Source organism: Pseudomonas frederiksbergensis (assembly GCF_900105495.1).
Classification (GTDB): domain Bacteria; phylum Pseudomonadota; class Gammaproteobacteria; order Pseudomonadales; family Pseudomonadaceae; genus Aquipseudomonas; species Aquipseudomonas frederiksbergensis.
On the sequence record NZ_FNTF01000002.1, the window covers coordinates 2,257,531 to 2,283,246 of the forward strand.

19 protein-coding genes are annotated in these 25,716 nt (G+C 58.8%); 11 read left to right on the top strand and 8 right to left on the bottom strand.

Annotated elements, in window-relative coordinates:
* Window positions 1-2 precede the first annotated feature (2 nt).
* The gene (locus tag BLW70_RS10665; RefSeq protein ID WP_074873979.1) at window positions 3-395 is read right to left on the bottom strand and encodes a protease inhibitor I42 family protein; all 393 of its coding nucleotides are present in this window, start codon (window positions 393-395) and stop codon (window positions 3-5) included.
* A 215-nt stretch (window positions 396-610) separates the two neighbouring features.
* Entirely contained in the window at window positions 611-3,028 is a 2,418-nt protein-coding gene (gene lon, locus BLW70_RS10670) for an endopeptidase La (protein ID WP_074873980.1), read from the bottom strand.
* 300 nt (window positions 3,029-3,328) lie between these two features.
* Here lon and BLW70_RS10680 point away from each other — a divergent pair, with 300 nt between their 5' ends.
* Window positions 3,329-4,576 (top strand): NHL repeat-containing protein, encoded by a 1,248-nt coding sequence (locus tag BLW70_RS10680; RefSeq protein ID WP_074873982.1) that lies wholly within the window; start codon window positions 3,329-3,331, stop codon window positions 4,574-4,576.
* Between the two features lie 91 nt (window positions 4,577-4,667).
* On the opposite strand, the gene BLW70_RS10685 is transcribed toward BLW70_RS10680, so the two are convergent.
* Complete coding sequence (locus BLW70_RS10685) at window positions 4,668-7,076, bottom strand: glucose/quinate/shikimate family membrane-bound PQQ-dependent dehydrogenase (protein ID WP_074873983.1); 2,409 nt, start codon at window positions 7,074-7,076, stop codon at window positions 4,668-4,670.
* A 214-nt stretch (window positions 7,077-7,290) separates the two neighbouring features.
* Window positions 7,291-8,673: a carbohydrate porin gene (locus tag BLW70_RS10690; protein WP_074873984.1), complete on the bottom strand. Its 1,383-nt coding sequence runs from the start codon at window positions 8,671-8,673 to the stop codon at window positions 7,291-7,293.
* A gap of 305 nt (window positions 8,674-8,978) precedes the next feature.
* On the opposite strand from BLW70_RS10690, the gene BLW70_RS10695 reads away from it, so the two are divergent.
* Entirely contained in the window at window positions 8,979-9,209 is a 231-nt protein-coding gene (locus BLW70_RS10695) for a VF530 family protein (protein WP_007944895.1), read from the top strand.
* A gap of 2 nt (window positions 9,210-9,211) precedes the next feature.
* The gene (locus BLW70_RS10700; protein WP_074873985.1) at window positions 9,212-9,868 is read left to right on the top strand and encodes a Pr6Pr family membrane protein; all 657 of its coding nucleotides are present in this window, start codon (window positions 9,212-9,214) and stop codon (window positions 9,866-9,868) included.
* Between the two features lie 178 nt (window positions 9,869-10,046).
* Here BLW70_RS10700 and BLW70_RS10705 read toward each other — a convergent pair whose 3' ends face one another.
* On the bottom strand, window positions 10,047-10,832 hold the full coding sequence (locus BLW70_RS10705) for a siderophore-interacting protein (RefSeq protein WP_074873986.1): 786 nt from the start codon (window positions 10,830-10,832) through the stop codon (window positions 10,047-10,049).
* Window positions 10,829-11,404 (bottom strand): PadR family transcriptional regulator, encoded by a 576-nt coding sequence (locus tag BLW70_RS10710; protein WP_074873987.1) that lies wholly within the window; start codon window positions 11,402-11,404, stop codon window positions 10,829-10,831. The genes BLW70_RS10705 and BLW70_RS10710 overlap by 4 nt, the downstream gene beginning before the upstream one ends.
* Before the next feature lie 504 nt (window positions 11,405-11,908).
* Between BLW70_RS10710 and BLW70_RS10715 the strand changes: the two genes are divergently transcribed.
* The 5 genes from BLW70_RS10715 (at window position 11,909) to BLW70_RS10735 (ending at window position 17,579) form a co-directional block, all read left to right on the top strand.
* Complete coding sequence (locus tag BLW70_RS10715) at window positions 11,909-12,385, top strand: CS1 type fimbrial major subunit (protein ID WP_074873988.1); 477 nt, start codon at window positions 11,909-11,911, stop codon at window positions 12,383-12,385.
* A 107-nt stretch (window positions 12,386-12,492) separates the two neighbouring features.
* On the top strand, window positions 12,493-15,015 hold the full coding sequence (locus BLW70_RS10720) for a CS1-pili formation C-terminal domain-containing protein (RefSeq protein WP_074873989.1): 2,523 nt from the start codon (window positions 12,493-12,495) through the stop codon (window positions 15,013-15,015).
* A 4-nt stretch (window positions 15,016-15,019) separates the two neighbouring features.
* Window positions 15,020-16,240 carry a hypothetical protein gene (locus tag BLW70_RS10725; protein ID WP_074873990.1) on the top strand — a complete coding sequence of 407 codons (1,221 nt, stop codon included), beginning with the start codon at window positions 15,020-15,022 and terminating at the stop codon, window positions 16,238-16,240.
* A gap of 59 nt (window positions 16,241-16,299) precedes the next feature.
* Complete coding sequence (locus BLW70_RS10730; protein ID WP_074880501.1) at window positions 16,300-17,046, top strand: pilus assembly protein; 747 nt, start codon at window positions 16,300-16,302, stop codon at window positions 17,044-17,046.
* 32 nt (window positions 17,047-17,078) lie between these two features.
* Entirely contained in the window at window positions 17,079-17,579 is a 501-nt protein-coding gene (locus BLW70_RS10735; protein WP_074873991.1) for a CS1 type fimbrial major subunit, read from the top strand.
* A 70-nt stretch (window positions 17,580-17,649) separates the two neighbouring features.
* Here BLW70_RS10735 and BLW70_RS10740 read toward each other — a convergent pair whose 3' ends face one another.
* On the bottom strand, window positions 17,650-20,766 hold the full coding sequence (locus BLW70_RS10740) for a transglycosylase domain-containing protein (RefSeq protein ID WP_074873992.1): 3,117 nt from the start codon (window positions 20,764-20,766) through the stop codon (window positions 17,650-17,652).
* A 662-nt stretch (window positions 20,767-21,428) separates the two neighbouring features.
* Here BLW70_RS10740 and BLW70_RS10745 point away from each other — a divergent pair.
* Entirely contained in the window at window positions 21,429-22,847 is a 1,419-nt protein-coding gene (locus BLW70_RS10745) for an amino acid permease (protein ID WP_074873993.1), read from the top strand.
* Between the two features lie 191 nt (window positions 22,848-23,038).
* Here BLW70_RS10745 and BLW70_RS10750 read toward each other — a convergent pair whose 3' ends face one another.
* Window positions 23,039-24,163, bottom strand: coding sequence for an OpgC family protein (locus tag BLW70_RS10750; protein WP_074873994.1), 1,125 nt, complete (start codon window positions 24,161-24,163; stop codon window positions 23,039-23,041).
* Window positions 24,164-24,403: 240 nt separating this feature from the next.
* On the opposite strand from BLW70_RS10750, the gene BLW70_RS10755 reads away from it, so the two are divergent.
* Entirely contained in the window at window positions 24,404-24,778 is a 375-nt protein-coding gene (locus BLW70_RS10755) for a GtrA family protein (protein WP_074873995.1), read from the top strand.
* Window positions 24,775-25,716, top strand: a complete 942-nt coding sequence (locus tag BLW70_RS10760; RefSeq protein ID WP_074873996.1) for a glycosyltransferase family 2 protein — start codon at window positions 24,775-24,777, stop codon at window positions 25,714-25,716. Before BLW70_RS10755 ends, BLW70_RS10760 begins: the two co-directional genes overlap by 4 nt.

The following is a 25,716-nucleotide window of genomic DNA, read 5'->3' on the forward strand; positions in this document are numbered from 1 at the left end:
GATCAGTTAACCGAGATCGCGCAGTCGAAGGTTTCCACTGCCGGTACTTCCGGTTCCCATGGCTGTGAGTAAATCAGGCGCAAACGGCCAGTGCCCGCGGCGAAGGACTGGAAGCGCCAGGTGGAGAGGCCGGCGCTGCCGACGATCCCCGCGTCTTGCGGATTGCTGTAGACCTCGGGGCTGAGCGCGCGCAATACGCCACCGGCCGAATCCTGGATCGTCCAGCGATAACCCGTGGTCGGGTTGCTTGGCAGGGTCAGGATCAGGTTTTGCCCGTTGTGCAATTGCACTGGGCATTCGCTTTGTTTTTCCACGGTCACGTTCTGTTTCGGTTGCGTGGCGCAGGCGGCCAGCAAAGAGAGGGCGAGGGGGACAAACAGGCGGGTGGGGGACATAAGGTCAGTGGCTCCGGCATTCACGACGAACGGCGAGCATAACTGAAGATGAGACAAAGTGTGACGGCACAGAAGGAGATGTGTTGTAAGTGCCGACGCCTTCGCGGGCAAGCCCGCTCCCACAGGGATCGAGTGTGGTCACACATTTGTGCCCACCCCAAACCTGTGGGAGCGGGCTTGCCCGCGAAGGCGTCGGTACAGGCGCTACAGTTCTGTCAGAACAGAATTTTCGCCACATCCGCAAAGCGCTTGGCAAAGTGCACGGTAATCCCTTCCTTTAGATAATCCGGCAATTCCTCAAAGCTGCCGCGGTTAGGCTCGGGCAGGATCAACTCGAATATTTTCTGCCGCCGCGCCGCAATCACCTTTTCACGCACGCCGCCAATCGGCAGCACATGCCCGGTCAGCGTCAGTTCGCCAGTCATGGCGATGCCTTTTTTCGGTGGCTGGTTTCGGGCGAGCGAAAGCAGGGCGCTGGCCATGGTCACGCCGGCACTCGGGCCGTCTTTCGGGGTGGCGCCTTCCGGGACGTGCAGGTGAACGAAGGCTTCGTCGAAGAACTTCGGATCACCGCCGAACGACTTGAGATTGGAGCTGACGTAGCTGTAGGCGATTTCCGCCGACTCTTTCATCACTTCGCCCAATTGCCCGGTGAGTTTGAAGCCGCGGTTCAAGGTGTGAATCCGCGTGGCTTCGATCGGCAAGGTTGCGCCGCCCATGCTGGTCCAGGCCAGGCCCGTGATCACACCAGTCCCCGACAGCACTTGTTCATTACGGAACACCGGATGACCGAGTGAGGCTTCCAGGTCTTTGGGCCCGAGCTTGATCACCGCTTTGGGCTCGTCGATCAGTTTCACCACGGCTTTGCGCACCAGTTTGCCCAGTTGTTTTTCCAACTGCCGCACGCCGGCTTCGCGGGCGTAGCCATCGATCAACGCCTTCAACGCGCTGTCGCTGATCGACAGACTGCCTTTGGACACACCGGCCTTCTCCAGTTGCTTGGGCCACAAGTGACGCTTGGCGATGGCGATTTTTTCTTCGGTGATGTAACCCGACAGGCGAATCACTTCCATCCGGTCCAGCAACGGGCCGGGGATCGAGTCCAGGGTGTTGGCGGTGCAGATGAACAGCACTTTCGACAGGTCCAGACGCAAGTCCAGGTAGTGGTCGAGGAATTCGACGTTCTGTTCCGGGTCGAGGGTTTCCAGCAGCGCCGAGGCCGGGTCGCCCTGGAAGCTCTGGCCCATCTTGTCGATCTCGTCGAGCATGATCACCGGGTTCATCACTTCGACATCTTTCAACGCATGGACGAGTTTGCCCGGTTGCGCGCCGATATAGGTGCGGCGGTGGCCCTTGATCTCGGCTTCGTCGCGCATGCCGCCGACGCTGAAGCGGTAGAACGGCCGACCGAGGGATTCGGCGATGGATTTGCCGACACTGGTTTTACCCACGCCCGGCGGGCCGACCAGCAGCACGATGGAGCCGCTGATCTCGCCTTTGTAGGCGCCGACGGCGAGGAACTCGAGGATGCGGTCCTTGATGTCGTCGAGGCCGGCATGGTGTTTGTCCAACACCTTGCGGGCGTGCTTGAGGTCGAGTTTGTCCTCGCCGTACACGCCCCACGGCACCGAGGTCGCCCAGTCGAGGTAGTTGCGGGTCACCGCATACTCCGGCGAACCGGTTTCGAGGATCGACAGTTTGTTCATTTCCTCTTCGACGCGTTTTTGCGCCTGAGGCGGCAGAACCTTGCCGGTCAGCCGCTGTTCGAACTGCTCGATGTCAGCGCTGCGATCGTCCTTGGTCAGGCCCAGTTCTTGCTGGATGACCTTGAGCTGTTCCTTGAGGAAGAACTCGCGCTGGTGCTCGCCGATCTTGCGATTCACTTCGGCGGAGATTTCTTTTTGCAGGCGCGCGACTTCGACTTCCTTGCGCAACATCGGCAGGACTTTTTCCATGCGCTTGAGCATCGGCACACAGTCGAGCACTTCTTGCAGCTCGCTGCCGGTGGCCGAGGTCAGTGCGGCGGCGAAGTCGGTCAACGGCGACGGATCGTTGGGGCTGAAGCGGTTGAGGTAGTTCTTCAGCTCTTCGCTGTACAGCGGGTTGAGCGGCAGCAGTTCCTTGATCGCGTTGATCAGCGCCATGCCGTAGGCCTTGACCTCGTCGGTCGGCTCGGTGGGCTGGTGCGGGTATTCGACTTCCACCAGGTACGGCGGGCGATGGTGCTTGAGCCAGGTCTTGAGGCGGACGCGGGTCAGGCCCTGGGCGACGAATTGCAGTTTGCCGTTTTCGCGACTGGCGTGATGCACCTTGACCAGCGTGCCGTAGAGCGGCAGGGCCGAGGTGTCGAAATGGCGCGGGTCTTCCTGGGGCGTGTCCATGTAGAACAGGGCCAGGCAGTGGTGATCGGATTTGCTCACCAGATCCAGCGTTTCCGCCCACGGTTCTTCATTGACGATGACCGGCAGCACTTGGGCCGGGAAGAACGGGCGGTTGTGGATCGGGATGATGTAGACCTTGTCCGGCAGGTTCTGGCCTGGCAGGGCGAGGCCTTTGCCGGTGGAGTGGTGTTCGGCATTCTCTGGGTCGGCGTAGTCGCTCGGGTCTTCGGGGAATTCTTGCTGGTCGGTCATGGGGCACCTGCGCAATTGGGTATGGGTGTTAGATGGGGCAGGTGGGGGGTGGTTTCAATGGCTCGGGATATTTCTGATTCGCTGCGCCAGCTGTAATTACGCAGCGGACGATTGGGGCTGCTTGGTATACAAAGACATCAATTTGGCTTTTAAGGATTCAAACGCTGTTATTTCTGTCAGGTCCCAGCAGGTGAAGAGCATGGTTCAGTAGTCAGGTGAGAGGTTTCAGGCACTCATCACAAAACTATCGCGCGCCGCAGGATATGCCGTGCTGCATATCGCTTGCGTCAGGGAGGAAAGATGAGCAGCAATTTTGAGTTGGTATCCGCATTGAACACAGGAAATCTGGACCCCTCCTTCGGATCAGGAGGCATCGTCGGCTTTCCCGGATTACAAGGGCAGTGTCGAGCTGTGGCGAAAGATCAGCAGGATCGCTTGATCGTCGCGGTCTGGGCCAATAGGGCATGCGAAGTGTTTCGACTGGATCAACATGGCACGGTTGATCGCTCGTTCGGCATGAACGGTAGTGTGCTGGTTGAGTTCGAAGCAGGATTTGATACCCGGGTTAACCACATCCTGATTCAGCCTGACGGGAAGATATTGTTGGCGGGAGTACGGTTCCAACTGAACCTTTCGAAAGGTTTGCCGGCTCTTGCCCGATTGGACGACAAGGGTAGCCCTGATCATCAATTCGGGGTGGACGGCAAAGTTGTTTTCAAGGGGCGCCCCGGTGCGGAATACAGCATTTTTCTGGGGGAGGTTGATGTTGTGTCAGGGGCCCCCGGAGAACTTTTAATGACATTTCCCTACGTGGACATTGCTGGAGGAATCGGCACTGGCACCACATTACTGCTGACAGTCAATGATGTGACGGGAGAGTTGATCAGAACGCATCCCGTTCAATACCGAGGTTTGAACACGGTCATTAACAGCATTGCACGCTTGAAGAGCGGAAAACTCATTGCAGGCGGCTATGTCACTCTGTCTTCAGGAGAAGATCGTATTCTCTTGAATCGCTACGACGCTGATGGCTGGCCTGATCTGAATTTCGGTGAATATGGATCTATCGTGTATGGGCCTCTCCCTGGCTATTACAAAGCATCGAAAGTGTTGTTGCAGGCTGATGCTGTTGATCAGGGAATTCTGGTAATGGGGTCGTATCAGAAAGAGGGTTCCTTACCCCATTGGAGTGCTTTGGTGATGAGATTCACTGAAAACGGTCAACCGGATGGTTCGTTCAATAAAGGCGAACCCGCTTTGGTTGATGCCGAACAGCAAACCGATTGGGCGGCGGGCGCTCTGCAACAAAATAAAGCCATCGTCATGGCCGGAACGGCGGGCCTGCGCGGTATTTCACAGGCATTGATACTCGGGCGAGTGCTTGAGGATGGGAGCTTTGATAAAACATTCACGGACAAGGGGTGGGTCATAGGCCCAGGCGGGAGCGGCGTCTCGGGGTTGGATATTCAGGACAATGGTCGATTGGTTATTGCGGGTGATGAAATGGCTGAGAGATTCTTGCCCAAGGTATTCGGCTACCAACCCTGAGTGAACGCACACCGAGCCGATTTGAGTAGTCACTCGCAAAAAAGGCGCCTCCCCAAACGGGAGGCGCCTTTCCTTTAACCGCCGCTAAAACTTACTCGGACAGTTTGTACGCAATCACATAATCACCTTGCTTGGTGCCCAGCGACCCATGACCACCCGCAACAACGAGCACGTATTGCTTGCCGTCCTTGCCGGTGTAGGTCATCGGCGTGGTTTGTGCGCCGGCTGGCAGGCGGCCTTCCCACAACTGGTTACCGTTTTTCACGTCGTAGGCGCGCAGGTACTGGTCGAGGGTGCCGCTCAGGAAGGCCACGCCACTGGCTGTGGTGAAGGCCCCGCCCAGGCTAGGCACGCCCATGCTCAGCGGGATCGGAACCGGTGAGCTGTCGCGCACGGTGCCGTTCTTGTGCATCCAGATGGTTTTGTTGGTGGTCAAGTCGACCGCAGCCACGTAACCCCAGGCCGGTGCCTGGCACGGCAGGCCCATTGGCGAGAGCAGGGCTTCGAGGATCACGCCGTAAGGCGCGCCTTTGTTGGGCTGTACGCCTTCGGTTTCGCTGACGCGAGGGCCTTGTTTGGCTATTTCGGCGGCCGGGATCAGTTTCGATTTGAACGCCATGTAGCTCGGGTTCACGAAAGCAATCTGACGCACCGGGTCAACCGAGATGCCGCCCCAGTCGAACACGCCGAAGTTACCGGGATAAACGATCGAGCCTTGCAGCGATGGCGGGGTGAACATGCCGTCGTAGCGCAGGGATTTGAAGTCGATCCGGCACAGCATCTGATCGAACGGGGTCACGCCCCACATGTCGCGCTCCTTGAGGGTCGGCGGCACGAAGTTGAGGTCGGACATCGGTTGGGTCGGCGAAGTGTGGTCGCCTTCCACTGCGCCTTGCGGCACCGGGATTTCCTTGATCGGCACGATCGGCTGACCATTGCTGCGGTCCAGCACGTAGATGCTGCCTTGCTTGGTGGACGCGAGTACCGCTGGCTTGACGCCGTCAGCGGTTTTCAGGTCCATCAGGGTTGGCTGGCCGCCGACGTCCATGTCCCACAGGTCGTGGTGGGTGAACTGGAAGTGCCAGCGCACTTTACCGGTGGCGATGTCGAGGGCGGTCAGGCCGGCGGCGTGCAGTTCCGATTCAGGGGTGCGTGCGCCACCGAACTGATCCGGGGTCTGGTTGCCCATCGGCAGGTAGATCATGCCGAGTTTTTCGTCGACGCTGAAAATCGACCACATGTTCGGCGAGTTGCGGGTGTAGACCTTGCCTTCGGCAATCGGCGTGGTGTCGTCCGGGTTGCCGCTGTCCCAGTTCCACACCAGTTTGCCGGTGTGCACGTCGAACGCGCGGATCACGCCGCTTGGCTCGTCGATGGAAACGTTGTCGGTGACGTGGCCGCCAATCACCACCAGGTCTTTGGTGACCGCTGGTGGAGAGGTGGAGTAGTAACCGCCGGCGGTGAATTCACCGATGTTGGTCGTCAGGTCAACCTGACCACCGTTGCCGAAGTCTTCGCACATTTTGCCGGTGTCGGCGTTCAGGGCGATCAGGCGGGTGTCGGCGGTCGGCAGGAAGATCCGGCGCGGGCAAACACTGGCGACTGGCGCGTTGGCAGTGCCGGTAGGGCTCTGCTCGGATGCGTAGGCGGCGTCATCGTGATAGGTCACGCCACGGCAGGTCATGTGCGCCCAACCCTTGAAGTTCGCCGCGTTTTGCGTGGAGAGCTTCGGGTCGAAACGCCAGATTTCCTTGCCGGTGTCCGGGTCCAGCGCGATCACCTGGCTGTGCGGCGTGCAGACGTAGAGCATGCCGTTGGCTTTGAGCGGGGTGTTTTCGGCGGTGGTTTCGCCCGGATCGTTCGGCCCTGGCAGGTCGCCGGTGCGGAAGGTCCAGGCCGGAACGAGCTTGTTCACGTTCTGCGGGGTGATCTGGCTCAGTGGCGAGTAACGATCGCCATGGGCGCTACGGCCGTAGGAATTCCAGTCACCGTCCGGCATGGCCGGGGCGGTGTTGCTCATGCCCGGCACGCTGTCGCGATCCAGTTGGCCTTTGATTTCACCCGGGTTGGTGAACAGGCTGGCCAGCGCGGCGATACCGGCAATGACCACGGCAGCGCTCAGTACGCCAGTGCCGACCGGGTTGAATTCGCCGATACGCAATGGACGACGAAACCATGGCAGCAGCATGACGATACCGAGGGCGAAGAGCAGCGCCAGGCGTGGCACCAGTTGCCACCAGTCGAGGCCGACTTCCCACAGTGCCCAGACGGTACTGGCGAACAACACCACCGCGTACAGGCTCAGCGCGGCATAACGGTCGGCAAGCAGCAGAACGCCGGTCAATGCCAGGCCGATACCGGCCAGCAGGTAATACAGCGAGCCGCCGAGCATGCTCAGCTTGATCCCCCCGGCCAGCATGGCCAGGCCCATTAGCAGAAGCAGGATACCGAGCAGGCTCGGCAGCAGACGGCTTCGACTCAAAGCACCATCAGTGCTCATAGTGTGGTTCTCCGTGACGTTTTAAGTAGTCCCGCGCCAGTTCACTGTAGATGACGATCCGGCGCGGGCAGGGTTCAGTTAAGAAAGGTGTGCGGTTGATTCAATCCCTGTGGGAGCTGGCTTGCCTGCGATGACGGTGTGTCAGTTGGCAAAAGTGTCGGCTGACACACCGTCATCGCAGGCAAGCCAGCTCCCACAGGTCTTGTGGTTTTAATTAGAACGACGACTGGATCTTGATCCCGCCAATCAGCGCGTCATCGACCTGGTCAACGCCACCGGGGTGGCGGATGTATTGCAGGTTCGGGCGCACGGTCAGCCAGTTCGTGACGTGCACGCCGTAATAGAGTTCGGCGCTGTATTCGGTGTCCTGCGGTGGCAGGAAGGACGGGTCGTTGTAGTCGAACACGGCGCGGGCCTGATTGGTCGCCTCGGCGTTCTTGCGATAGGCCGGGTTGACGTGGACGCGAGCCAGGGCGAAACCGATGTCGTCCCTGGCGCGTGCATCGAACAAGCCTTTGTAGACGACGCCCGCCTGGACATAGTTGTCGATGGCGTTGGTCTTCTTGTCGTGCATCGTGCCGTTGGCAAACACGCTCAGGCCCCGAGAGTGGTCGCTGGCGCGGCTGGTCAGCTGTTGCTGCACGCCCAGCCACACGCCATGCTTGCTCGATGCGCTGCGGTAAGCCTCGCCACTCAGGGCAGCCGGCTGACCGTTGCTGTCCTTGTAAGCGTCGGTGGCATTGGCATTGCTGTAGTAATAGCCGGCACGGTATTCACCCGGCAGGCCGTTGAGCTTCGGCGACCAGACCAGTTCCACCGGCAGGATGGCACCCTGGGTGCCGCTGCCGCTGAGCTTGAAACCATTGGCGCGATCAAGGTTCGACGGGTTTTGCTCGTAGGCGCCGACTTGCGCGTACAGCTCGGGCGTCAGGTGATATTTGACCCGCATCGCCCATTGGCTGACCGGCCAGTTGTACCAGATGTCGCCCACCCAGTTACCGACCTGGGAGCCGCAGAACGCCAGGTTCTGGAAGTCGCAGGGGAAGCTGTTGAAATCTTCGCCTTCGCCGAAACGGCCGACTTTGATGTCGAGCTTCTGATCGAAGAATTTCTGCTGATACCACATCTGCGTCAGGCGCCAGGTTTGCCCACGGCCCCAGACTTCCTGAGCCGAGGTGAACCCGCCCACGCGCGGATCATTGATCCGGTCGTTGCTGATGTTGTTGCCGTTGCGCTCGGTGATGGTCAGCTGAAATTCGGCGTCGTCCCAGCCCAGAATTTTCTGCAAGTCCAGATGAGTGCCAAAGCCGAACTGGTCGCTGTAGCGAGCGGTACGGTCGTGGTCGTAACCGCCGTGCAGATTGCTGCCCATTTCGCCGGTGTAATCGACTTTGAAGTCGTAGCCTTTTTCCGAAAGTTCGGTGCGCGTGCCGTTCCAGTCGCCGAGCATCCACGGCGACTCACTGTCGAAAGCCGGAGCGGCCTGGGTGCAAGTGGCGAGGCCCAACGCGGTGAATCCGCCGATCAGGTTCAGGGCCTTTCGCTGGGCAATAGGGGGGCAGACAGCGCTGTCTCGCGGAGTTTGAAGATAAGGCATAGGGGAAGTAATTCTGGGTCTTTTTCTGGGAAGTGAACTGAAGCGGCAGTATGTCGCGGGCAACGGAAGCGTTTCAGCTTGACGGGCGCAAGGATAATGTCCTGTTACAAATAGAGAAAGCGCTTTTACTGACATGGAGCGTTTCGGATTTGGTAACAGTGCGCACCGCTTGCTCCTACAGGTCCGGGTGCGTTCTTTTGCAGGTCACCTACATTTAATGGAGGAACACACAGAGCGCTTCCACCCGACCACACCCTCGGCTAAGGTGCGCGGCTTCCCATTCTTTCACCGCTCGAAGGCCCGGCATGACCGAACAGAACAACAACCCGCTGCACGGCGTGACCCTGGAACAAATCCTCAACGCGCTGGTTGAACACTATGAGTGGTCGGGGCTGGCCGAACGCATCGATATCCGCTGCTTCAAAAGTGATCCGAGCATCAAGTCGAGCCTGACTTTCCTGCGCAAAACCCCGTGGGCGCGGGAAAAGGTCGAACGCTTGTACGTGAAGTTGATGCGCACCAAGCGCCCGGTCTGAGCATGGTTAGCCTCTCGACGCCGGGGGCCGCCGCGAGGCGTCGTTTTGTTGCAGTGGCGGCGGTGCTTGGCTGGGCGGGACTGGGCATTCAGCTGTACCTGATTTTCTACTCACGCTGGACGCTGGAGGCCAGCCTGCTCGGCGGGCTGGTCAGCTTCTTCAGCTATTTCACGGTGCTGACCAATACGCTGGTGGCGACCGTGCTGACCTGTGAACTGACGTCCCGCGAGTCGGCGGCGCGCCGCTGGTTTTTGCAGCCGTGGGTGAGTAGCGGCATTGCCGTGAGCATCGCCGTGGTCGGCCTGGCCTACAACGTGTTGTTGCGCCATTTATGGCATCCACAAGGCTGGCAATGGCTGGCCGATGAGCTGATGCATGACGTCATGCCCCTGCTGTTTCTGGCGTATTGGTGGTGCTGTGTGCCGAAAGGCGCGTTGCGACTGCGGCATATCGCTGCGTGGGCGATCTATCCAGTGGTGTACTTCGCATATTCGTTGTGGCGCGGGCATCTGCTGGCGGTTTATCCCTATCCGTTCATTGATGTCGAGAAGCTGGGTTATCCACAGGTGTTTGTGAATGCCGGGGGGGTATTGGTGGGATTTGTGGTGATTGCGCTTGTGTTGATTGGGCTGGATCGCTGGCGCGCGGGTCGAAAGTGAACACTGATGGTGATTTGATTACTTTTGTGGCGAGGGAGCTTGCTCCCGTTGCGCTGCGTAGCAGTGCTAAAACCTGCGACTGAGTTTTAACTGAAACACCGCGTATGCTGATTTCACGACTGCTTCGCAGCCGAGCGGGAGCAAGCTCCCTCGCCACAAAAAAGCTTATAAGCCTTGATCACTCATCAACGCTATCATCCAGCCGCCAGTAACCCACAGCTTTGACGAACTTTTCATCCAGTCCATGCTCATCGAGCAACACCCGGCGTATCTGCCGCGACACTTTGCTTTCGGTCGCCACCCAGGCGTACAGATTGCCGCTGGGCACTTGCAGTTCCTTCACGGTGTTGAGCAAGTTGTTCTTCCCGCCTTCGCGCAAGACCCAGATCACATTCACCTGCGCAGCGCTTTCCAGCTTCTGTTGCTCGGCACCGTTCTCCACTTCGATGACCGCCAGCACCCGGCGATCGGCCGCCAGGCCTTCCAGGCGTCGAGCGATCGCAGGCAGGGCCGTTTCGTCACCGATCAGCAAGTAGCTGTCGAAGATGTCCGGCACGACCATCGATCCCCGTGGCCCGCCGATGTGCAGGAACTGGCCGGGTTTGGCTTGCTCGGCCCAGGTCGAGGCCGGGCCGTCGCCGTGCAGCACGAAGTCGATGTCCAGTTCCAGCGTGTCGAGATCGTAACGACGCGGCGTGTAATCGCGCATGGCCGGCATCGGCTGATCGGTTTTGCCGGCACCGAGCACCAGGGTTTCCAGCGCCGCTTGTTCCGCCGCGTTTTGTGGAAACAGCAGTTTGACGTGGTCGTCCGTGCCGAGGCTGACGAAGCCCGCCAATTCCGGACCACCCAGCGTGATGCGACGCATGCGCGGCGTCAGGTCGACCACCCGCAACAATTCCAGACGACGGCGTTTGATCTCGTGGCTGACACGGTGGATGGTTTGCACGATCACTTCAGTCATTCGGCTTGCTCCTGAGCGGGTTGAACGGCAGGGCCGTCGACGATGGCTTTGGCGGTGTTGTTCAGCAGGTCGCGCACCCGCAGGATTTCTTCCGGGCTCCAGCGGCCGTGATGCATCTGCAAGGCATGACGCAAGTTGTGCACTGCTTCGTGAATTTCGGCGGGACGGTCATGGCCGCGCAATGAGCGCTTGCTGACTTCGATGCGCATCCGCACGCCATCCAGTGCGATCGCCTGATCGCTTAATGACAGACGTCCGGCCTCGGTGATGGTGTAGCGTTTTTTTCCGCCCTCGGCGTCGCCCAGGATCATTTCGCTTTCTTCAAGGAAGGTCAGGGTCGGGTAGATCACACCGGGGCTGGGGCAGTAGGCGCCGTCGAACATGCTTTCTATCTGGCGGATCAGGTCATAGCCATGGCACGGCTGTTCGGCGATCAGCGCCAACAGCAGCAATTTCAGGTCACCGGGGGCAAACACCCGGGGGCCGCGTCCACTGCGTTCGCGGCCGGGGCGTTTCTCGAAGCCGTCGCGGCCGTCACCGTGTTCACGGTGGGGGGAATGATGGTCTCTCATTTTTTGCTTTCTCTCGTCGTGTTTAGATACAACTTAAGATATATCTTAACGAGAAGGCAAGGACTCCCGACCAGTGGCTACCCCGAACGTCGCGTCGGGTCGAAGCCTGCAATATCAGAAAAATGGTGGTTTTTAATTCAGTTAAAGGCCGGAAATTAGTGTTAACTCTCTAATGTTATGTGTGTGCCTAATGTTTGCTGGGTATGTAGTGTTAGTCCTACAGAAGTTGCTTCGTTAATATCTCGTTGTTATTGCTGATAGAGCAGGGTTTGTAGTCTGTGTCTTACAGTCAGACAGTCACTTTTATGTTATTTCAGGTTTTTTCTTTCCTCGCTGATGCACTTTGGCTACACGGTTGTCGGAACTTGCCTGCTTACTTTCCAGAACAATTGGTCGATCATCTTTCGGCGTTGAAAGTTCAGTTGAGTCATAACTGCTCGTGACAGTTCTACTTATTCAGGAACTTTCAACGAATCGATTATTTAAAACGACAGGTACTGACTAATGTTCAAGAAAATCGCGTTTGCTGCTCCTTTGGCTGTTCTGGCACTGAGCTCCTCGATGGCGTTTGCCGCTACCGAGGCCAAGCACTCCATCAACATTTTGGCCCACGTCCCGGCCGACGATTTCTACGCGGTACCGGTCGATGCGGACCTGGTCAACAAGGACCAGGACATGAGCTACAACCCGTCTACCGACTCCATGAGAACAGTCGACGGGCACTTTGACGTGCTGCACACCGCCGGCAAGGTTCACGCCCGCCTGGAAGGCGTGCCGAAGCTGATTGCCGGTAACAAGACCATCGACCTGAAAGTCGAGCTCAACGGCAAAACGCTGACGACCACTTCGCAGGAAGTTGTTGGCGAAGCCGAGTCCAACGTCCGCTATCGCGCACCGTTCAAAATCAGTGCAACAGGCGGCAAGCCTGATGCAGGTGATTACACCGGCGTTGTCCTGCTGGTCGTTGAACCTTCCGTCTAAGTAACACTCGCGGCAGAACGTTTACTTATTCAAAGTAACGTAACCGGTCGGCAAACTTTCGGTTTGTCGGCCGGGTTTTGACTTCCTTGTAATCAGAGTACTTGTTCATGTTCCCGATGACGCCCATCGCGGCAGCGCTTGCGTTGCTGTTATGTAGCAGCGCATTTGCGGCGCCGACTTCTATTGATAATACCCCCAGAAGTTTGCTGGCCCAGGCCAAGGGTCTGCCGGCGGATTTCGAGGAGCATTTCTTCGATGTGCCGTTGGCCGTTCGGGTCGAGCTCGATCAACAGCCTCTCGGCGAGGCGATGATTGTGTTGTCCCGCGACGACCGGGTGACGTTGCTCGATTTCACCGATACCAGCGAAAGCCGTTTTGACGCCAGTGAGCGCCAAACCTGGGCCGATGTTCTCAAGCCCGGCGTGGCGCTGGGCGCCTGTACCGGTCAGTGCCCGGAACAGATGCTGGCGGTTCACTACAACCTGGAAAGCTCATTGCTGTCGATCGTCACCGAAAATGCCGAGCGCGACACTCAAGCCAAGCGGTTTTACGAACAGCCCGAAGGCGGCAGCAGCGGCCTGATGGTGCGCAACCAGCTCAACCTCAACGGAGGCCAGGAACAGGATCTGGGGGGGCGCTTCGGCCTCGAAGCCAGTGGCAGCCTTGGCAACTGGAGCCAGACCTTCAACATGCAACTGGCACGTCTTGGCGGCCCGGACACCAAGACCTACCACGCGGTGCATGAGCTTTACACCCAGCGCGAACTGCAAGGCAGTTTTTTTCGACTGGGATATTTCACCCCCAATTCCGAAGGCCTCACTCGCCAGCCGCGCTCGTTTGGCACCAGCCCTGACATCGCCGTGGGCGTGATGTACGGCAGTTCTGACAGCCTGGCGATCGACAGCCCGAAACCCAGTGTTTATCCGATTTATGTCACCGCCAATCGCCAGGCCTCGGTGGAGATTTATCGCGATGGTTTGCTGATCCACACCCAATCCGTCCCGGCAGGTTTGCAGACCCTCGACACCCGGCCATTGCCCGGCGGTATTTACGAAGTGGAAGTGCGATTGATCGAAGACGGTCAAACCACCACGACCACCCAGGAACTGATCTACAAACCGAACAACTGGCGCAATCTTGATGAGCGCTGGCGCTATAACCTGTTCGCCGGGCAGGAAAGCAAACTGCTCAGCAACTGGGATCAACAGAACGACGGCGATGCGACGGCGGGAGCTGCGATCAACTACCTGCTGCATCCTCGAGCGATTCTAGGGTTGTCGGCACGTCAGGTCCGCAACACCCTTCAGTACGGCAGTTCCATCGACTGGAGCCTGGCCAACAGCATCAACCTCTACGCCAATCTGTACCAGACCGAAGACCACGGCAGCGGCGCCGATCTGCAAGCGCTCTACAACTATGGTTCCGGCAGCCTGGTCGTGAGCCATAACCGCAGCTGGCTCGACACCACCAACACCTACGACACATTGCCCGACGGCACCCGCGTGCGCCAACGTAACGTGTTCACCGGCGAAACCAGCAATTCATCGCTGGCGTTGAACCACCGGATCAGCCGCAAAAGTTCGCTCAACGCGCGGGTGTCTCACAGCGACGGCAACGTTGAAGGCGTGGGCCTGGACCTGGGTTGGACGCAACGCATGACGCTGCTGGGCAGCGATGCCAACTGGCGACTGTCGCTGTTCGATCGTCCGGGCAGCTTCAGCAGCGGCGATGCGCGTAATCGCGGGGTCGATCTAAGCATCAACATGGCACTGGGCGGACCTGGTCAGCAGGTATCCGGCAGCATCGGTTCGCGTACGGCCCGTGACGGCAGCCGCGACAACAACGCGTCACTCGGTTACCGCAAAGACCTGCAAGACCATGTGCTGCAAAGTGTCTCGGTAACCGCGCTCACAGACACTTACGGCGTCGGCTTGTCGAGCCTGACGAACTTTCGCACCGATGCAATCAACGGCGACGGTTTTGTTCAGCGTTCCTCCTTCAACGGCAACTTCACAGGCGGCGTAAACCTCGACAGCACGGTGGTCGTTGGTGGTCAGCGCATGGCCCTGACCAGCCAGCATCAGGGGCGCGGCGCCGGGATGATTGTCGACATCGAGTCCGATATCGACGGCATCGCCCTGCGCGCCGACGACCTCAGTGGCGGCAGCGTGGCGTTGCGCCCGGGGCGCAATTTCATTCCATTGACGGCCTACAGGAACAGCTCGGTGAGCTTTGATTTCGAAGGCAACCATGTGCCGGCGGCGAGCATCGAACCTTCCCGTACCCGCTATCACTTGAACAAGGGCGGCGTGGAATATCGCCAGGTGCGGGTGATGAAAACCCTGACTGTGCTCGGGCGCTTGCTCGATGCACAAGGACAGCCGCTCAAGGGGCATCACGTGATCAACCATGCCAGCCGTGGGGTGACTGAAGTCGACGGGTTTTTCTCGATGGAGATGAACGCCGGTTCACCGACCCTGGAGGTGCGTTACGCCAATCAGCTGTTGTGCCAGTTCCGCCTTGATGCCAATCGTTATCGCAGTGAAAACAACGTGTTGATGATTGGTGATCTGCAGTGCACGCCGGACACGCTGGCCGATGCCAGTTCCTCTGACCAGAAGGCAGGTTGAAGCCATGAAAATCTCTACTATCGGCCTGGCGCTGGCGATGACGCTGGTGGCTCCATCGGTTGGGGCGGTGAATCAGGAGATCCGGGCGCTGTTCACCCCCGATCCCTCGCAGCCGCAAAAAAACGTATTCATCAACAAGACCCCGAACAGCGGCTATTGCGCGACTTACCCGGACCAGTGCCAGGACAACAATATGTTCAGCATTCGTTTGCCGATTCGCTTCGGACCGAGGGCAAACATCGGGCGTCTGGATCTCATCCCTGTGAAAGTACCGGCCAACTGGCGGCAACTGACGGTGACGAACAGGCAAACACTGGAAACCGAAACGGTCGAGGTGCGCATTACCGGTGTCGGTTCCGAATACGTCCTGAGTCATTCGGCCGCCAGCCTGGTCGGTGTGACAGACATTCTCGAGGGACATCAGAAACTGTGGTACGGCAGCAGCTGGGTATACGCGCCACCTCCTTGCGAGTACAGCGGTGTAGGGGCGTACTCACCCAGTACGTATCGATTCTTCTGGAAAACCCCGACAGAGGCGGCCTGCAACAAAAGAACCTACTTTGCTATCCCGCACATGTCCTTCGAAAATCTGGATATTGCCTATGAACTGCGCACGCCCAACCCGCTGGGAATGTCGAGCGGGCTCTATACCGGATCGATGAGCTATCGGGTCGGCCCAGGCGCTGATTTCGACTTGGGAAGCATGCCTGCGAACGACAGTAACCTGACCCTGGACTTCGTGCTGGACGTACAGCACACGCTGAAAGTCGATATCCCTCCTGGCGGGGAAAAAGTCCGGTTGACCCCGGCAGGTGGCTGGCAAAGCTGGCTGCAGGAAGGGCGAAAGCCTGTACGGCTGTTCCGGGATCAGAGTTTCAATATCTCGGCGTCGACGCGTTTCAAAATGCACCTGGAATGCGAAATCGCCATAAACCCTTTTGAGTGCATGATCCTGGACCGCAAGACCGGGCGTGCGGTTGAGGTGCAGGTCAGCACCACGCTGCCCAATGGCCTGACCGACCTCGCCGGCCAACCGGTCAAGCAACGCCGGCTACGTACCGGTGCAGCGAATGCCCAGCAGTTTCAACCGAGCTTTTATGTGGAAAGGCGTCCAGGCGTACTGCACTTCGAAATTCCAGCCAGTCAGATGGGTTTCATGCTCAGCCCCGGTCAGGCGGGCTACTACGCCGGCAACGTCACGGTGATCTGGGATTCGGATCTTTGATGGGCTACGTATCGCCAGGTGCCATTCGTGTTGTGTTCATTGTCATGAGGTTCAAGGGTATGAAACGTCTGTGGTTGCTGTTGGGGTTGAGCGGTTTTTCATTGGGTCTTCAGGCCGGGCCGCAGATTAACGTCGGAACGGTCTACGACTATCTGGATGGTGACAAGAGCACGTACCTCAAGCGTGTGTTCAACCGCGGTGACAGCACCGCGTTCGTCAAAGTCAACATCCTGGAGATCCTCTACGACGACGATGGCACGTCCCGTGAAGTGCCGGTCAAGACCCAAGCGGATGCGAGTGGCCGCGATGGCTTGATGGCCAGTCCCGCGCGCTTGATCGTGCCGGCCAATGGCATGCAGGGCACACGCTTGCTGCTGATGGGCAATCGGGACACCGAACGATATTTTCGCGTGCGCTTTGTGCCGGTGGTGCCGGAAAAGGAAGACGATTTTGCGGTGTCCAGCGAGGAACGCGATGAGTACAAAAAGAATCTGTCGGCGGGGGTCAACGTCATGACCGGGTTTGGCACGGTGTTCTTCGTGCGGCCAAAGGACACTCGTTTCGACAGCGTGATCGATGACGCAGCCGAGCGTTACACGCTGCGCAATAACGGCAATACGGTCGTGGTGGTCGACGAGTTTCGCAACTGCTCGCTGAAGGATGAAACCGAGTGCGAGCCGACTACCAAACACCACATCCTCGCGGGCAAGACGTTCGAATTCGAGAAAAAGCCCGGTCGCGAGTACCGCTTCAATCTGGTTGAGGGCAACGCGAAAAAAACGCTGCGCATCGCCAGCAAGCAATGAAGAGGTGATCGGTGATGCAACAGATAACTGACATGATCAAGCAAGCGACCGTCGCCGGATGCGTGGGGGCCTTGACGCTGATAAGTGCTTGCGCTTTCGCGGCGCGGGAGGAGCACACGTTCGAAGTGTCGGCGGATATTCCGACCCTCGGGTTTTACGTAATCCCGGCCGAGTCGGACTGGATTCACCGACCGCAGCGGTTGAACTGGAACCCTTCCACCAAGACCCTGAGCAGCGTGCGCAAGTATTTCGATGTGCGGCATGACACCAGCGCCATTGAAGCGCGCCTGGAGGCCACCCCCTACCTGTCGAACGGCAGGCCGAGTGACAACATGGCATTGCGGGTCAGTTTCAACGGGGTGGAGTTGAGCCCGGACCTTTCTTCACGGCTGGTGGTGTCGGCGGCTGAAGCGGCGGCAGGCACGCGGGTGTTGCTGGAAATCGCGCCAGTGAAGCCGCCCGGGGGATACCGCCCGGGGGATTACGACGGCAACGTACTGTTGTTGTTCAACGCCAGGGCGCCGGGGGAGTGAGCGCAAGCAGCGCTTCGGTTTTCAAGGCGCTCGCGCATCGGCCGCCACCATTGAACTGAATGTCTGAAACTCACAGTCGCGATGTCGGAACCGGCGCACACGCGACACTGCTTCCCGGTTGCAGATACGGCGTCAGAATCGGCGCCATCCCCTTGAGCACTTGCACTGGCAGGGCAGAGGTGAACTTGAACGCTTCGGCCGTTTGCCCGGGCACGAACGCGGTCATCGTGCCGAAGTGACGATCGCCGATGTAGAACACGAAGGTCGCGGTGCGGTTAATGGATTTCGAACTCAGAATTCGCCCCCCCGAACCGAAGGCTTCGATGCGGTTATCGCCCGTACCGGTTTTGCCGCCCATGCCCAACGGTTTGCCATCAGGCGTTATGAAACTGCCGGAGATGCGTTTGGCTGTACCGGCATCCACCACCTGCGACAACGCTTCACGCATGGCTGTGGCCACCTCGGAAGACATCACCCGTTTACCGACATCCGGGTTATTGATCAGTTTGGTTTCGTACGGTGTGTTCGCTGCAAAATGCAGGCTGTCGATGCGCAGCGTGGGCATGCGCACGCCATCGTTGAGGATGGTGCCGATCAGCTCCGCCAAGGCTGCCGGACGATCGCCGGAGCTGCCGATGGCGGTGGCCAGCGATGGCACCAGGTGATCGAACGGATAGCCGACTTTCTGCCAGCGCTGGTGAATGTCGAGAAACGCCTCGATCTCCAGCATGGTGCGAATGCGGCTGTCGCGCGCACCCTTGTGACGGCTTTTGAACAGCCAACTGTAGACTTCCTGGCGTTCGAACTGGCTGGCTTTGACGATCTGGCTGAACTTGGCGTCGGGGTTGTTCAACAAATAGCCGATCAACCAGAGATCCAGCGGGTGAACCTTGGCGATGAAGCCTTGGTCCGGTAGGTCATAGGCGCCAGGGCCGTAGCTTTCGTAAAGCCGCTGAAGACGTTCGTCAGTCAGTTTTTCGGTGAGCTTGGCGCCTTTGAGGTGCGAGCGCACGAACATGTTGAAGCTTTCCTGACTGGCCTGTGGCAACAGATACCTATGCACCGCGGCCATGCGGATCGGGGTCGGGCGCATTCCGTCGAGGAAGGTCTCGAGTCGCGCCTGGGTGTCCTTGTTCTTGTACTTCTTCCAGAACTTCAGCAGGAACGATGTGCCTTCACGGTCGGCAAACGAAGCCAGGTATTCCTGACGCCGAGGGTCGCGGTCGTCTTTGAGCAATTCGGCGCTGCTATTGGGGCCGGAATACGTGGTGTAGCGCACCAGGTCACGCATCAGCCGAATGAATGGCAGGTTGATCGACTCGCGCAGGGCATCGCGCAGGGTCGGGAGGCGCCCGTTGTCTTCTTTGCGAAAGTTAACGAATGTGTGCAGCCCGCCACCGGTGAAAAAAGCTTCACCGGGGCTGGCCGAGTATTTGCGATCCAGTGCAGCGCCGAGCATGCCTGGCAAATTGCGGTCCTTGGTCTGGATCAGGTAATCGACGGCCCAGCGACTCAGGCGGTCCTGATCCGGGACGTCGACCTTCTTCAGTTCCGGGACGGTCATGGCTGCGTATTTTTCGTGCAGCTCGGCGATGATCTGCAAATAGGTGGTCAGCACACGCATCTTGGCGGTGGAGCCCAGTTCCAGCTTGCTGCCTTCATTGATATCGAACGGCTGGTCGGTGCTGTCGGTCTGCACCCGCACCCGCGAACCATCCGGGGTCAGTTCGAACAGTGTGAAGCTGTAGCGCACCTGGGCGGTACTGGTGGGGGTCAGCAGGCGTTCGCCCATCAAGCCGATCTGCGCCGCAAACTCAGGGTCGGCCAGATGCTTGAGGTACTCGGTGGCCTGGGCTTGCAACTCGCCTTGCAGGGTGCTGGTGGCGGAAAGATCAAGGCGATCGAGGTCGTACAGCGGACGGTTGAGCAACCCGCCCAGACGACTGCGTGCCACGCTGATGCCCTTGTTGGTTTCGATGGGCTGAATGGTGGGTTGTGTCTGCCAGTCGCGATAGGTCACTTTGCTGGCCAATGCCGCCGCCGCAAGTGGCGCATCGATCACGCCATTCTGAGCCAGCAGGCGGATGTGGCTGTCGGTGAGGCTGGCCAGTTCCTCGCGGCCCTTGGTCAGGTAGTGGGAAGGGCGGCGCTGGGCAATCATCAAAGACAGCATCTCCCGCAGGGCCAGACCTTTTTCCGACATGCTTTTCGGATCGGTCTCCTTGCTGGCCAGCCGCTCGTTGGCCTGGTTGAAGTCGGCGCCGTACCAGACACGCAAACCTTCGGCCATGCCATGCACTTCACCGTGGCCGGGTACCGCCGACAGAGGCACGCTGTTGAGGTAATCGCGAATCACATTCTGCCGGGCTTCAAGGGTCTCCGGCCCGGCCTGATAGGCGCGCACGCTGGCAGAAATCATCTGACGGATTTTTTCCGCGCCCGACACGGTCAGGCCATCGGGTGAATGCCGGTACTTCTCAAGTTGCGTCGCCAGGGTACTGCCGCCCGCCGACTGGCCCGGCAGGTGCATCAACTTGGCGACCTGGGACCACGCCGCCATGCCGAACCGCGGCCAATCCACGGCAGGGTTGGCCCGGGGCTGACGGGGATCGAGCAAGAAGCGGTTTTCGATGAACAGCAAGCTGTTGACCACCACGGGAGGGATTGCCGCAAAGCTTGAATACAGTTGTTGTGGGTACTTGTACTGGTAAAGCGGTGCCGCACGGCAATCGGTGATCGACAATCCCGCCTGGATTTTTTCCGGGTAGGGCACGAAAAAGCCCTTGTCGGTGTAGTCCATCAGTTTTTGTGAAAACCGGGTCTGGGCTGCCACAACGTAGTCACGCTTGATCAGACGTGGCAGGAATTCATCCAGAGAGCTGTAGCCCAGGCGCAAGTCGAAAGGACCGGCACCGGGATAGCGAATGGCATCGCTGGGACCGGGTTTGAGCTCGTAACTCAAAGTGGCGGCGTATTGGCTCAGTTCCCGGGATTGAAACTTCGACGTGCGCATTTCCTTGGCTGCGGCCAACCCGACGACAATCAGGATAATCAGCAACAACAACCAAAACGCACCCCAGCCGTGCCTGGTGCGACTGCTTCGGGATTTTTCAGGTAAAGGCGTTTCGTCCATACGTCCAGTCTGAACCACATTTTTACTCGAATCGGTTTGCCACAAAACGCCCATAGTCGACTGATCCATTCACGCAGATTGAGAGGACTTGTCTGAAGCTTAGACGGTGGTTGGCCTTGGTGAAAAAATTGTGAATGCACAAGTATCGATTTCCCATCATTCCCTGTGGTGAGGGGGCTTTTGTGGCGAGGGGGCTTGCTGTGGCGAGGGGGCTTGCCCCCGTTGGACTGCGAAGCAGTCCCATCAGGAACATCGCGTGTACCGGTAATACGACTGCTGCGCAGCCGAACGGGGGCGAGCCCCCTCGCCACAAAGCCCCTCACCACAAGAGCCCCCTCACCATGCGCGGTGGGGAGTCTGAAACGCCTGAACTAGAGCCATCAGACGGTAACTTCTACGCATGTAGGGGCATGACGATGCACCATTACCGTGCAATACTCTGCGCCGCTTAATCGGCAACTAATCCTACGTAAGCCAGGTAATGCCACTCCGTAAACCGCTCTTTTCCCGAGAGTTCTCGCTGAATGTTGTGGTTTATAGAGTGAAAAACCCTGTCAGAAGCTTTTTATACTGCACGCCCCGCTGATCTTGCCGGTTTTGTCCTGCAAGACGGGTTTGCCCACAAAGCAGGTCCGGTTTCAGAAAAGCATTGGCTTACCGGTCAGCGCTTCGACACTCGGTGGTCATATCCAATAACAAGATGAGGTTGTACTCCTATGCCAGGCAATCACCTGCCCAATGGCGAGACCGCTCAAGGCGGCCCGCTCAAACGCGAACTCGGCGAACGGCATATTCGGTTGATGGCGCTCGGTGCCTGTATCGGTGTCGGTCTGTTCCTCGGTTCGGCCAAGGCCATCGAGATGGCTGGCCCGGCAATCATGCTGTCCTACATCATCGGCGGTCTGGCGATCCTGGTGATCATGCGCGCCCTCGGCGAGATGGCGGTGCACAACCCCGTCGCCGGCTCCTTCAGCCGCTACGCTCAAGACTACCTCGGCCCATTGGCGGGCTTCCTGACCGGCTGGAACTACTGGTTCCTGTGGCTGGTGACCTGCGTTGCGGAAATCACCGCGGTGGCGGTGTACATGGGCGTCTGGTTCCCTGATGTGCCGCGCTGGATCTGGGCACTTGCCGCATTGATCAGCATGGGCTCGATCAACCTGATCGCAGTAAAAGCCTTTGGTGAGTTCGAGTTCTGGTTCGCCTTGATCAAGATCGTCACCATCATTGCGATGGTGATCGGCGGTGTCGGCGTGATCGCATTCGGTTTCGGCAACGACGGTGTGGCGCTGGGGATTTCCAATCTTTGGGCCCACGGCGGCTTCATGCCCAACGGTGTGCAAGGCGTGTTGATGTCCCTGCAAATGGTGATGTTCGCCTACCTCGGCGTCGAGATGATCGGCCTGACTGCCGGTGAAGCGAAGAACCCGCAGAAGACCATTCCCAATGCGATCGGCTCGGTGTTCTGGCGGATTCTGCTGTTCTACGTCGGCGCGCTGTTCGTGATCCTGTCGATCTACCCATGGAACGAAATCGGCACCCAGGGCAGTCCGTTCGTGATGACCTTTGAGCGTCTGGGCATCAAGACTGCCGCTGGCATCATCAACTTCGTGGTGATCACCGCGGCACTGTCGTCGTGCAACGGCGGTATCTTCAGCACCGGGCGCATGCTCTACAGCCTGGCGCAGAACGGTCAGGCCCCGGCCGGTTTCGCCCAGACTTCGAGCAATGGGGTGCCCCGTCGCGCGTTGCTGTTGTCGATTTTCGTGCTGTTGCTGGGTGTGCTGCTCAACTACATGGTCCCGGAGAAAGTCTTCGTCTGGGTCACCGCGATTGCCACCTTCGGCGCGATCTGGACCTGGGTGATGATCCTGCTGGCCCAGCTCAAGTTCCGCCAAGGCCTGAGCGCCAGCGAACGTGCCGGTCTGAAATACAAGATGTGGCTGTACCCGGTCAGCTCGTACCTGGCGCTGGCGTTTTTGGTGCTGGTGGTCGGCCTGATGGCGTACTTCCCGGACACCCGCGTGGCGCTCTATGTCGGCCCGGCGTTCCTGGTCCTGCTGACAGTGTTGTTCTACGTGTTCAAGCTGCAACCGACCAATGTGTCGCAGGGGGCGGTGCGTTCAGCTTCGTAAGACGTAACACCTGAAATGAAAAAGCCCCGGTCGTGATGATCGGGGCTTTTGCGTTTGGAGGGTCAAAAGATCGCAGCCTCGTTTCACTCGACAGCTGCTACAGGAATCGCGATTGACGACCGTACACGGATTCGGCAAACACGTTCCCCTGTAGCAGCTGTCGAGTGAAACGAGGCTGCGATCTTTTGATCTTAAGCGGTCGCCACCGACAGTTGCCGATTCAGGCGTTTGTTGAAATCCAGCCACGCCCCCAGCAACGCCATGACCCCGGCACCCACCAATGCGGTGAAAACCTGCATGGCAAACGCATCGTCGGTCAGGGCGTTGAGCATGTCCGCCAAGGGCGCCAACAGCACGCCGAGGCAGAAAACTTCCAGTGAGTAGCGCCCCATGCGGCAGCATTGCTGCGCCAGCCAGTTTTGCGTCCAGCCACTGCCGGGCAAGAGCCTGGCGGTGACATAGGCCAGCGCCAGGAAGTGCAGCAAACGGACCGGCGACAGATCGGTCTTGCTGATCGGGTACAACAAGTTGCTCAGGCTCGCCGGCATCAGGGCATCGTGTATTTGCGGCCAGCGCCAGGAGACAGTAATCACCCCGGCCACCACCACGTACACCGCCGCGCTGACAAACAACGGCTGACGCACCAGCGGGCGAGTGTCGGGCACACGTGGCCGCTGCCCATGAATCGCCATGAAGCCGCCGAGGACAAACAGCAGTTGCCAGGTCACGGGGTTGAAGTACCACACACCGTCCTTGATGGCCGCCAGGTTCCAGCCAAACCGCGGAGCCAGCAAGTACACCGCCAATGACACGGCGACGACCGCCCACGGCTTGCGCACCAGCAACGGCAGGACCAGCGGCAATCCCGCCAGCAGCACGATGTACAGCGGCAGCGGGTCCATCAGGTTCGGCTTGAAGCGCAGCAGTAACTCATCCGTCAACGCTTGCTGGGGGTTGGTGATGAAGTGATGCAGGCCCATTTCTTCTACCAGATCGCGGGTTTCCACATGGCTGTTGGCGAAGAACACGATGCCCATCAGCATGGCCAACAGGAAAATATGGACCACGTAGAGCACCCAGGCGCGCCGCAGAATCTTCACGCAGGCAATCAGGTAACCATCGCGCGCAAGGATTTTGCCGTAGGCCAGAACGGCCGCGTAGCCGGCGAGAAACACGAATATTTCTGCCGCATCGCTGAAACCGACATTGCGCAGGGTGATTTGGCCAAGGGGGTTGTGAGGCACGTGATCCCAAAAAATGAAGATCAGTGCCAGGCCGCGAAAAAAGTCGATTCGGTGATCGCGCTCAAACGTCATGACGGCAGGCTCGTGGGCGGGTGTTGAGAAAGGAAAAAGCCAAGGGCGCTAAAGATTGCGCGCCGCACTTAGGCGGCGCGCAGGGTGGCGTGATTTGCTGGTAATTGCAAAACGGGGATATTACGGAATGTCTCTTGGCATTGAGGTAAGCCCTGACCGCTGGTCTGAAAGGTCGTCAGACCTGTGATTTCTGACAGTAGACATGTTCAAAGTTTTATGAAGTGAAACGGGAGAATCACCATGAGGCTCTTGTGGAAAGGATTCTCCAGTTACACGGTGGTCGGGGTCGCCAACACGCTGATTCACTGGCAAATCTTCTTCCTGCTGAGCGTGGGGGCCGGCTTCAGTCAGGCTGTCAGTAACCTGTCTGCCTTCTGCGTTGCCGCCTCGTTTTCCTTCTACATGAACGCGCTGTATACCTTCGAAGCCAAGGCGTCGGTCGGCGGTTATCTTCTATTCTTGGGAGCCATGGGGGCGCTGAGTCTGGGCGTCGGCCATGCCGGTGACGTATGGAGACTTCATGGCCTGCTGACGGTGGCTATTTTTTCGGCGTTGAGCCTGGTGCTGGGCTTTCTGTTTTCAAAGTACGTGGTCTTTCGCAGGCGTAACGCATGAAAGTCTCGCTGATCGTTCCGGTATTCAATGAAGAACAGGCGGTCAGCCTGTTTTACCAGGCCGTGCGTCGCGAGTTGAAGCTTGACCAGACCGAGGTCGAAATCGTGTTCATCAACGATGGCAGTTCCGACCGCACGGCCGAGGAGGTCAAGGCCTTGGCGCAGGCCGATGAACAGATATTGCTGATCAACTTTTCGCGCAACTTCGGCAAGGAACCGGCGTTGTTCGCCGGCCTGGAATACGCCACCGGCGATGCGGTGATTCCCATGGATGTCGATTTGCAGGACCCGATCAGCGTCATCCCGCGGTTGATCGACCAATGGCAAAAAGGCGCGGATGTGGTGCTTGCCAAACGCCGGGATCGCACCGCCGACGGTTACCTGAAACGCCACAGCGCTTCGCTGTTCTACCGGGTGCTGAACCGTATCGCCTACACCCGCATCGAAGAAAACGTCGGCGATTTTCGGCTGATGGACCGCAAGGTGGTCGACGTGATTCGCACGCTTCCCGAACACCAGTTGTTCATGAAAGGTGTGCTGTCGTGGGCCGGGTTCAACACCGTGGTGGTGGAATACGAGCGCGCCGAGCGAGTGGCGGGCACCAGCAAGTTCAATGGCTGGAAACTCTGGAACCTGGCGCTGGAAGGCGTGACGTCGTTCAGCACGGTGCCGTTGCGCTTATGGACTTACGTCGGCGGCGGTATTTCGATCTTCGCGGTGCTCTACGCGGTGTACATGGTGCTGGACAAGATTTTCTTCGGCAACAGCGTCCCCGGTTACCCGTCGTTGATGACCGCGATTCTGTTTCTCGGCGGCGTGCAGCTGATCGGCATCGGCATCCTTGGTGAATACGTTGGCCGCATCTACATCGAAGCCAAGCATCGGCCGCGCTACGTGGTGAAAGACATCATCGGCGGCAAAGACCGGCTCGGGATTTAG

Excerpts from the sequence above, each read along its gene's own strand:
- BLW70_RS10690 (WP_074873984.1), bottom strand. The coding sequence starts at position 8,673 with ATGCCTTATCTTCAAACTCCGCGAGACAGCGCTGTCTGCCCCCCTATT.
- BLW70_RS10710 (WP_074873987.1), bottom strand. The coding sequence starts at position 11,404 with ATGAGAGACCATCATTCCCCCCACCGTGAACACGGTGACGGCCGCGAC.
- lon (WP_074873980.1), bottom strand. The coding sequence starts at position 3,028 with ATGACCGACCAGCAAGAATTCCCCGAAGACCCGAGCGACTACGCCGAC.
- BLW70_RS10745 (WP_074873993.1), top strand. The coding sequence starts at position 21,429 with ATGCCAGGCAATCACCTGCCCAATGGCGAGACCGCTCAAGGCGGCCCG.
- BLW70_RS10755 (WP_074873995.1), top strand. The coding sequence starts at position 24,404 with ATGAGGCTCTTGTGGAAAGGATTCTCCAGTTACACGGTGGTCGGGGTC.
- BLW70_RS10680 (WP_074873982.1), top strand. The coding sequence starts at position 3,329 with ATGAGCAGCAATTTTGAGTTGGTATCCGCATTGAACACAGGAAATCTG.
- BLW70_RS10720 (WP_074873989.1), top strand. The coding sequence starts at position 12,493 with ATGTTCCCGATGACGCCCATCGCGGCAGCGCTTGCGTTGCTGTTATGT.
- BLW70_RS10735 (WP_074873991.1), top strand. The coding sequence starts at position 17,079 with ATGATCAAGCAAGCGACCGTCGCCGGATGCGTGGGGGCCTTGACGCTG.
- BLW70_RS10725 (WP_074873990.1), top strand. The coding sequence starts at position 15,020 with ATGAAAATCTCTACTATCGGCCTGGCGCTGGCGATGACGCTGGTGGCT.
- BLW70_RS10730 (WP_074880501.1), top strand. The coding sequence starts at position 16,300 with ATGAAACGTCTGTGGTTGCTGTTGGGGTTGAGCGGTTTTTCATTGGGT.
- BLW70_RS10740 (WP_074873992.1), bottom strand. The coding sequence starts at position 20,766 with ATGGGCGTTTTGTGGCAAACCGATTCGAGTAAAAATGTGGTTCAGACT.
- BLW70_RS10700 (WP_074873985.1), top strand. The coding sequence starts at position 9,212 with ATGGTTAGCCTCTCGACGCCGGGGGCCGCCGCGAGGCGTCGTTTTGTT.
- BLW70_RS10685 (WP_074873983.1), bottom strand. The coding sequence starts at position 7,076 with ATGAGCACTGATGGTGCTTTGAGTCGAAGCCGTCTGCTGCCGAGCCTG.
- BLW70_RS10760 (WP_074873996.1), top strand. The coding sequence starts at position 24,775 with ATGAAAGTCTCGCTGATCGTTCCGGTATTCAATGAAGAACAGGCGGTC.
- BLW70_RS10695 (WP_007944895.1), top strand. The coding sequence starts at position 8,979 with ATGACCGAACAGAACAACAACCCGCTGCACGGCGTGACCCTGGAACAA.
- BLW70_RS10665 (WP_074873979.1), bottom strand. The coding sequence starts at position 395 with ATGTCCCCCACCCGCCTGTTTGTCCCCCTCGCCCTCTCTTTGCTGGCC.
- BLW70_RS10705 (WP_074873986.1), bottom strand. The coding sequence starts at position 10,832 with ATGACTGAAGTGATCGTGCAAACCATCCACCGTGTCAGCCACGAGATC.
- BLW70_RS10750 (WP_074873994.1), bottom strand. The coding sequence starts at position 24,163 with ATGACGTTTGAGCGCGATCACCGAATCGACTTTTTTCGCGGCCTGGCA.
- BLW70_RS10715 (WP_074873988.1), top strand. The coding sequence starts at position 11,909 with ATGTTCAAGAAAATCGCGTTTGCTGCTCCTTTGGCTGTTCTGGCACTG.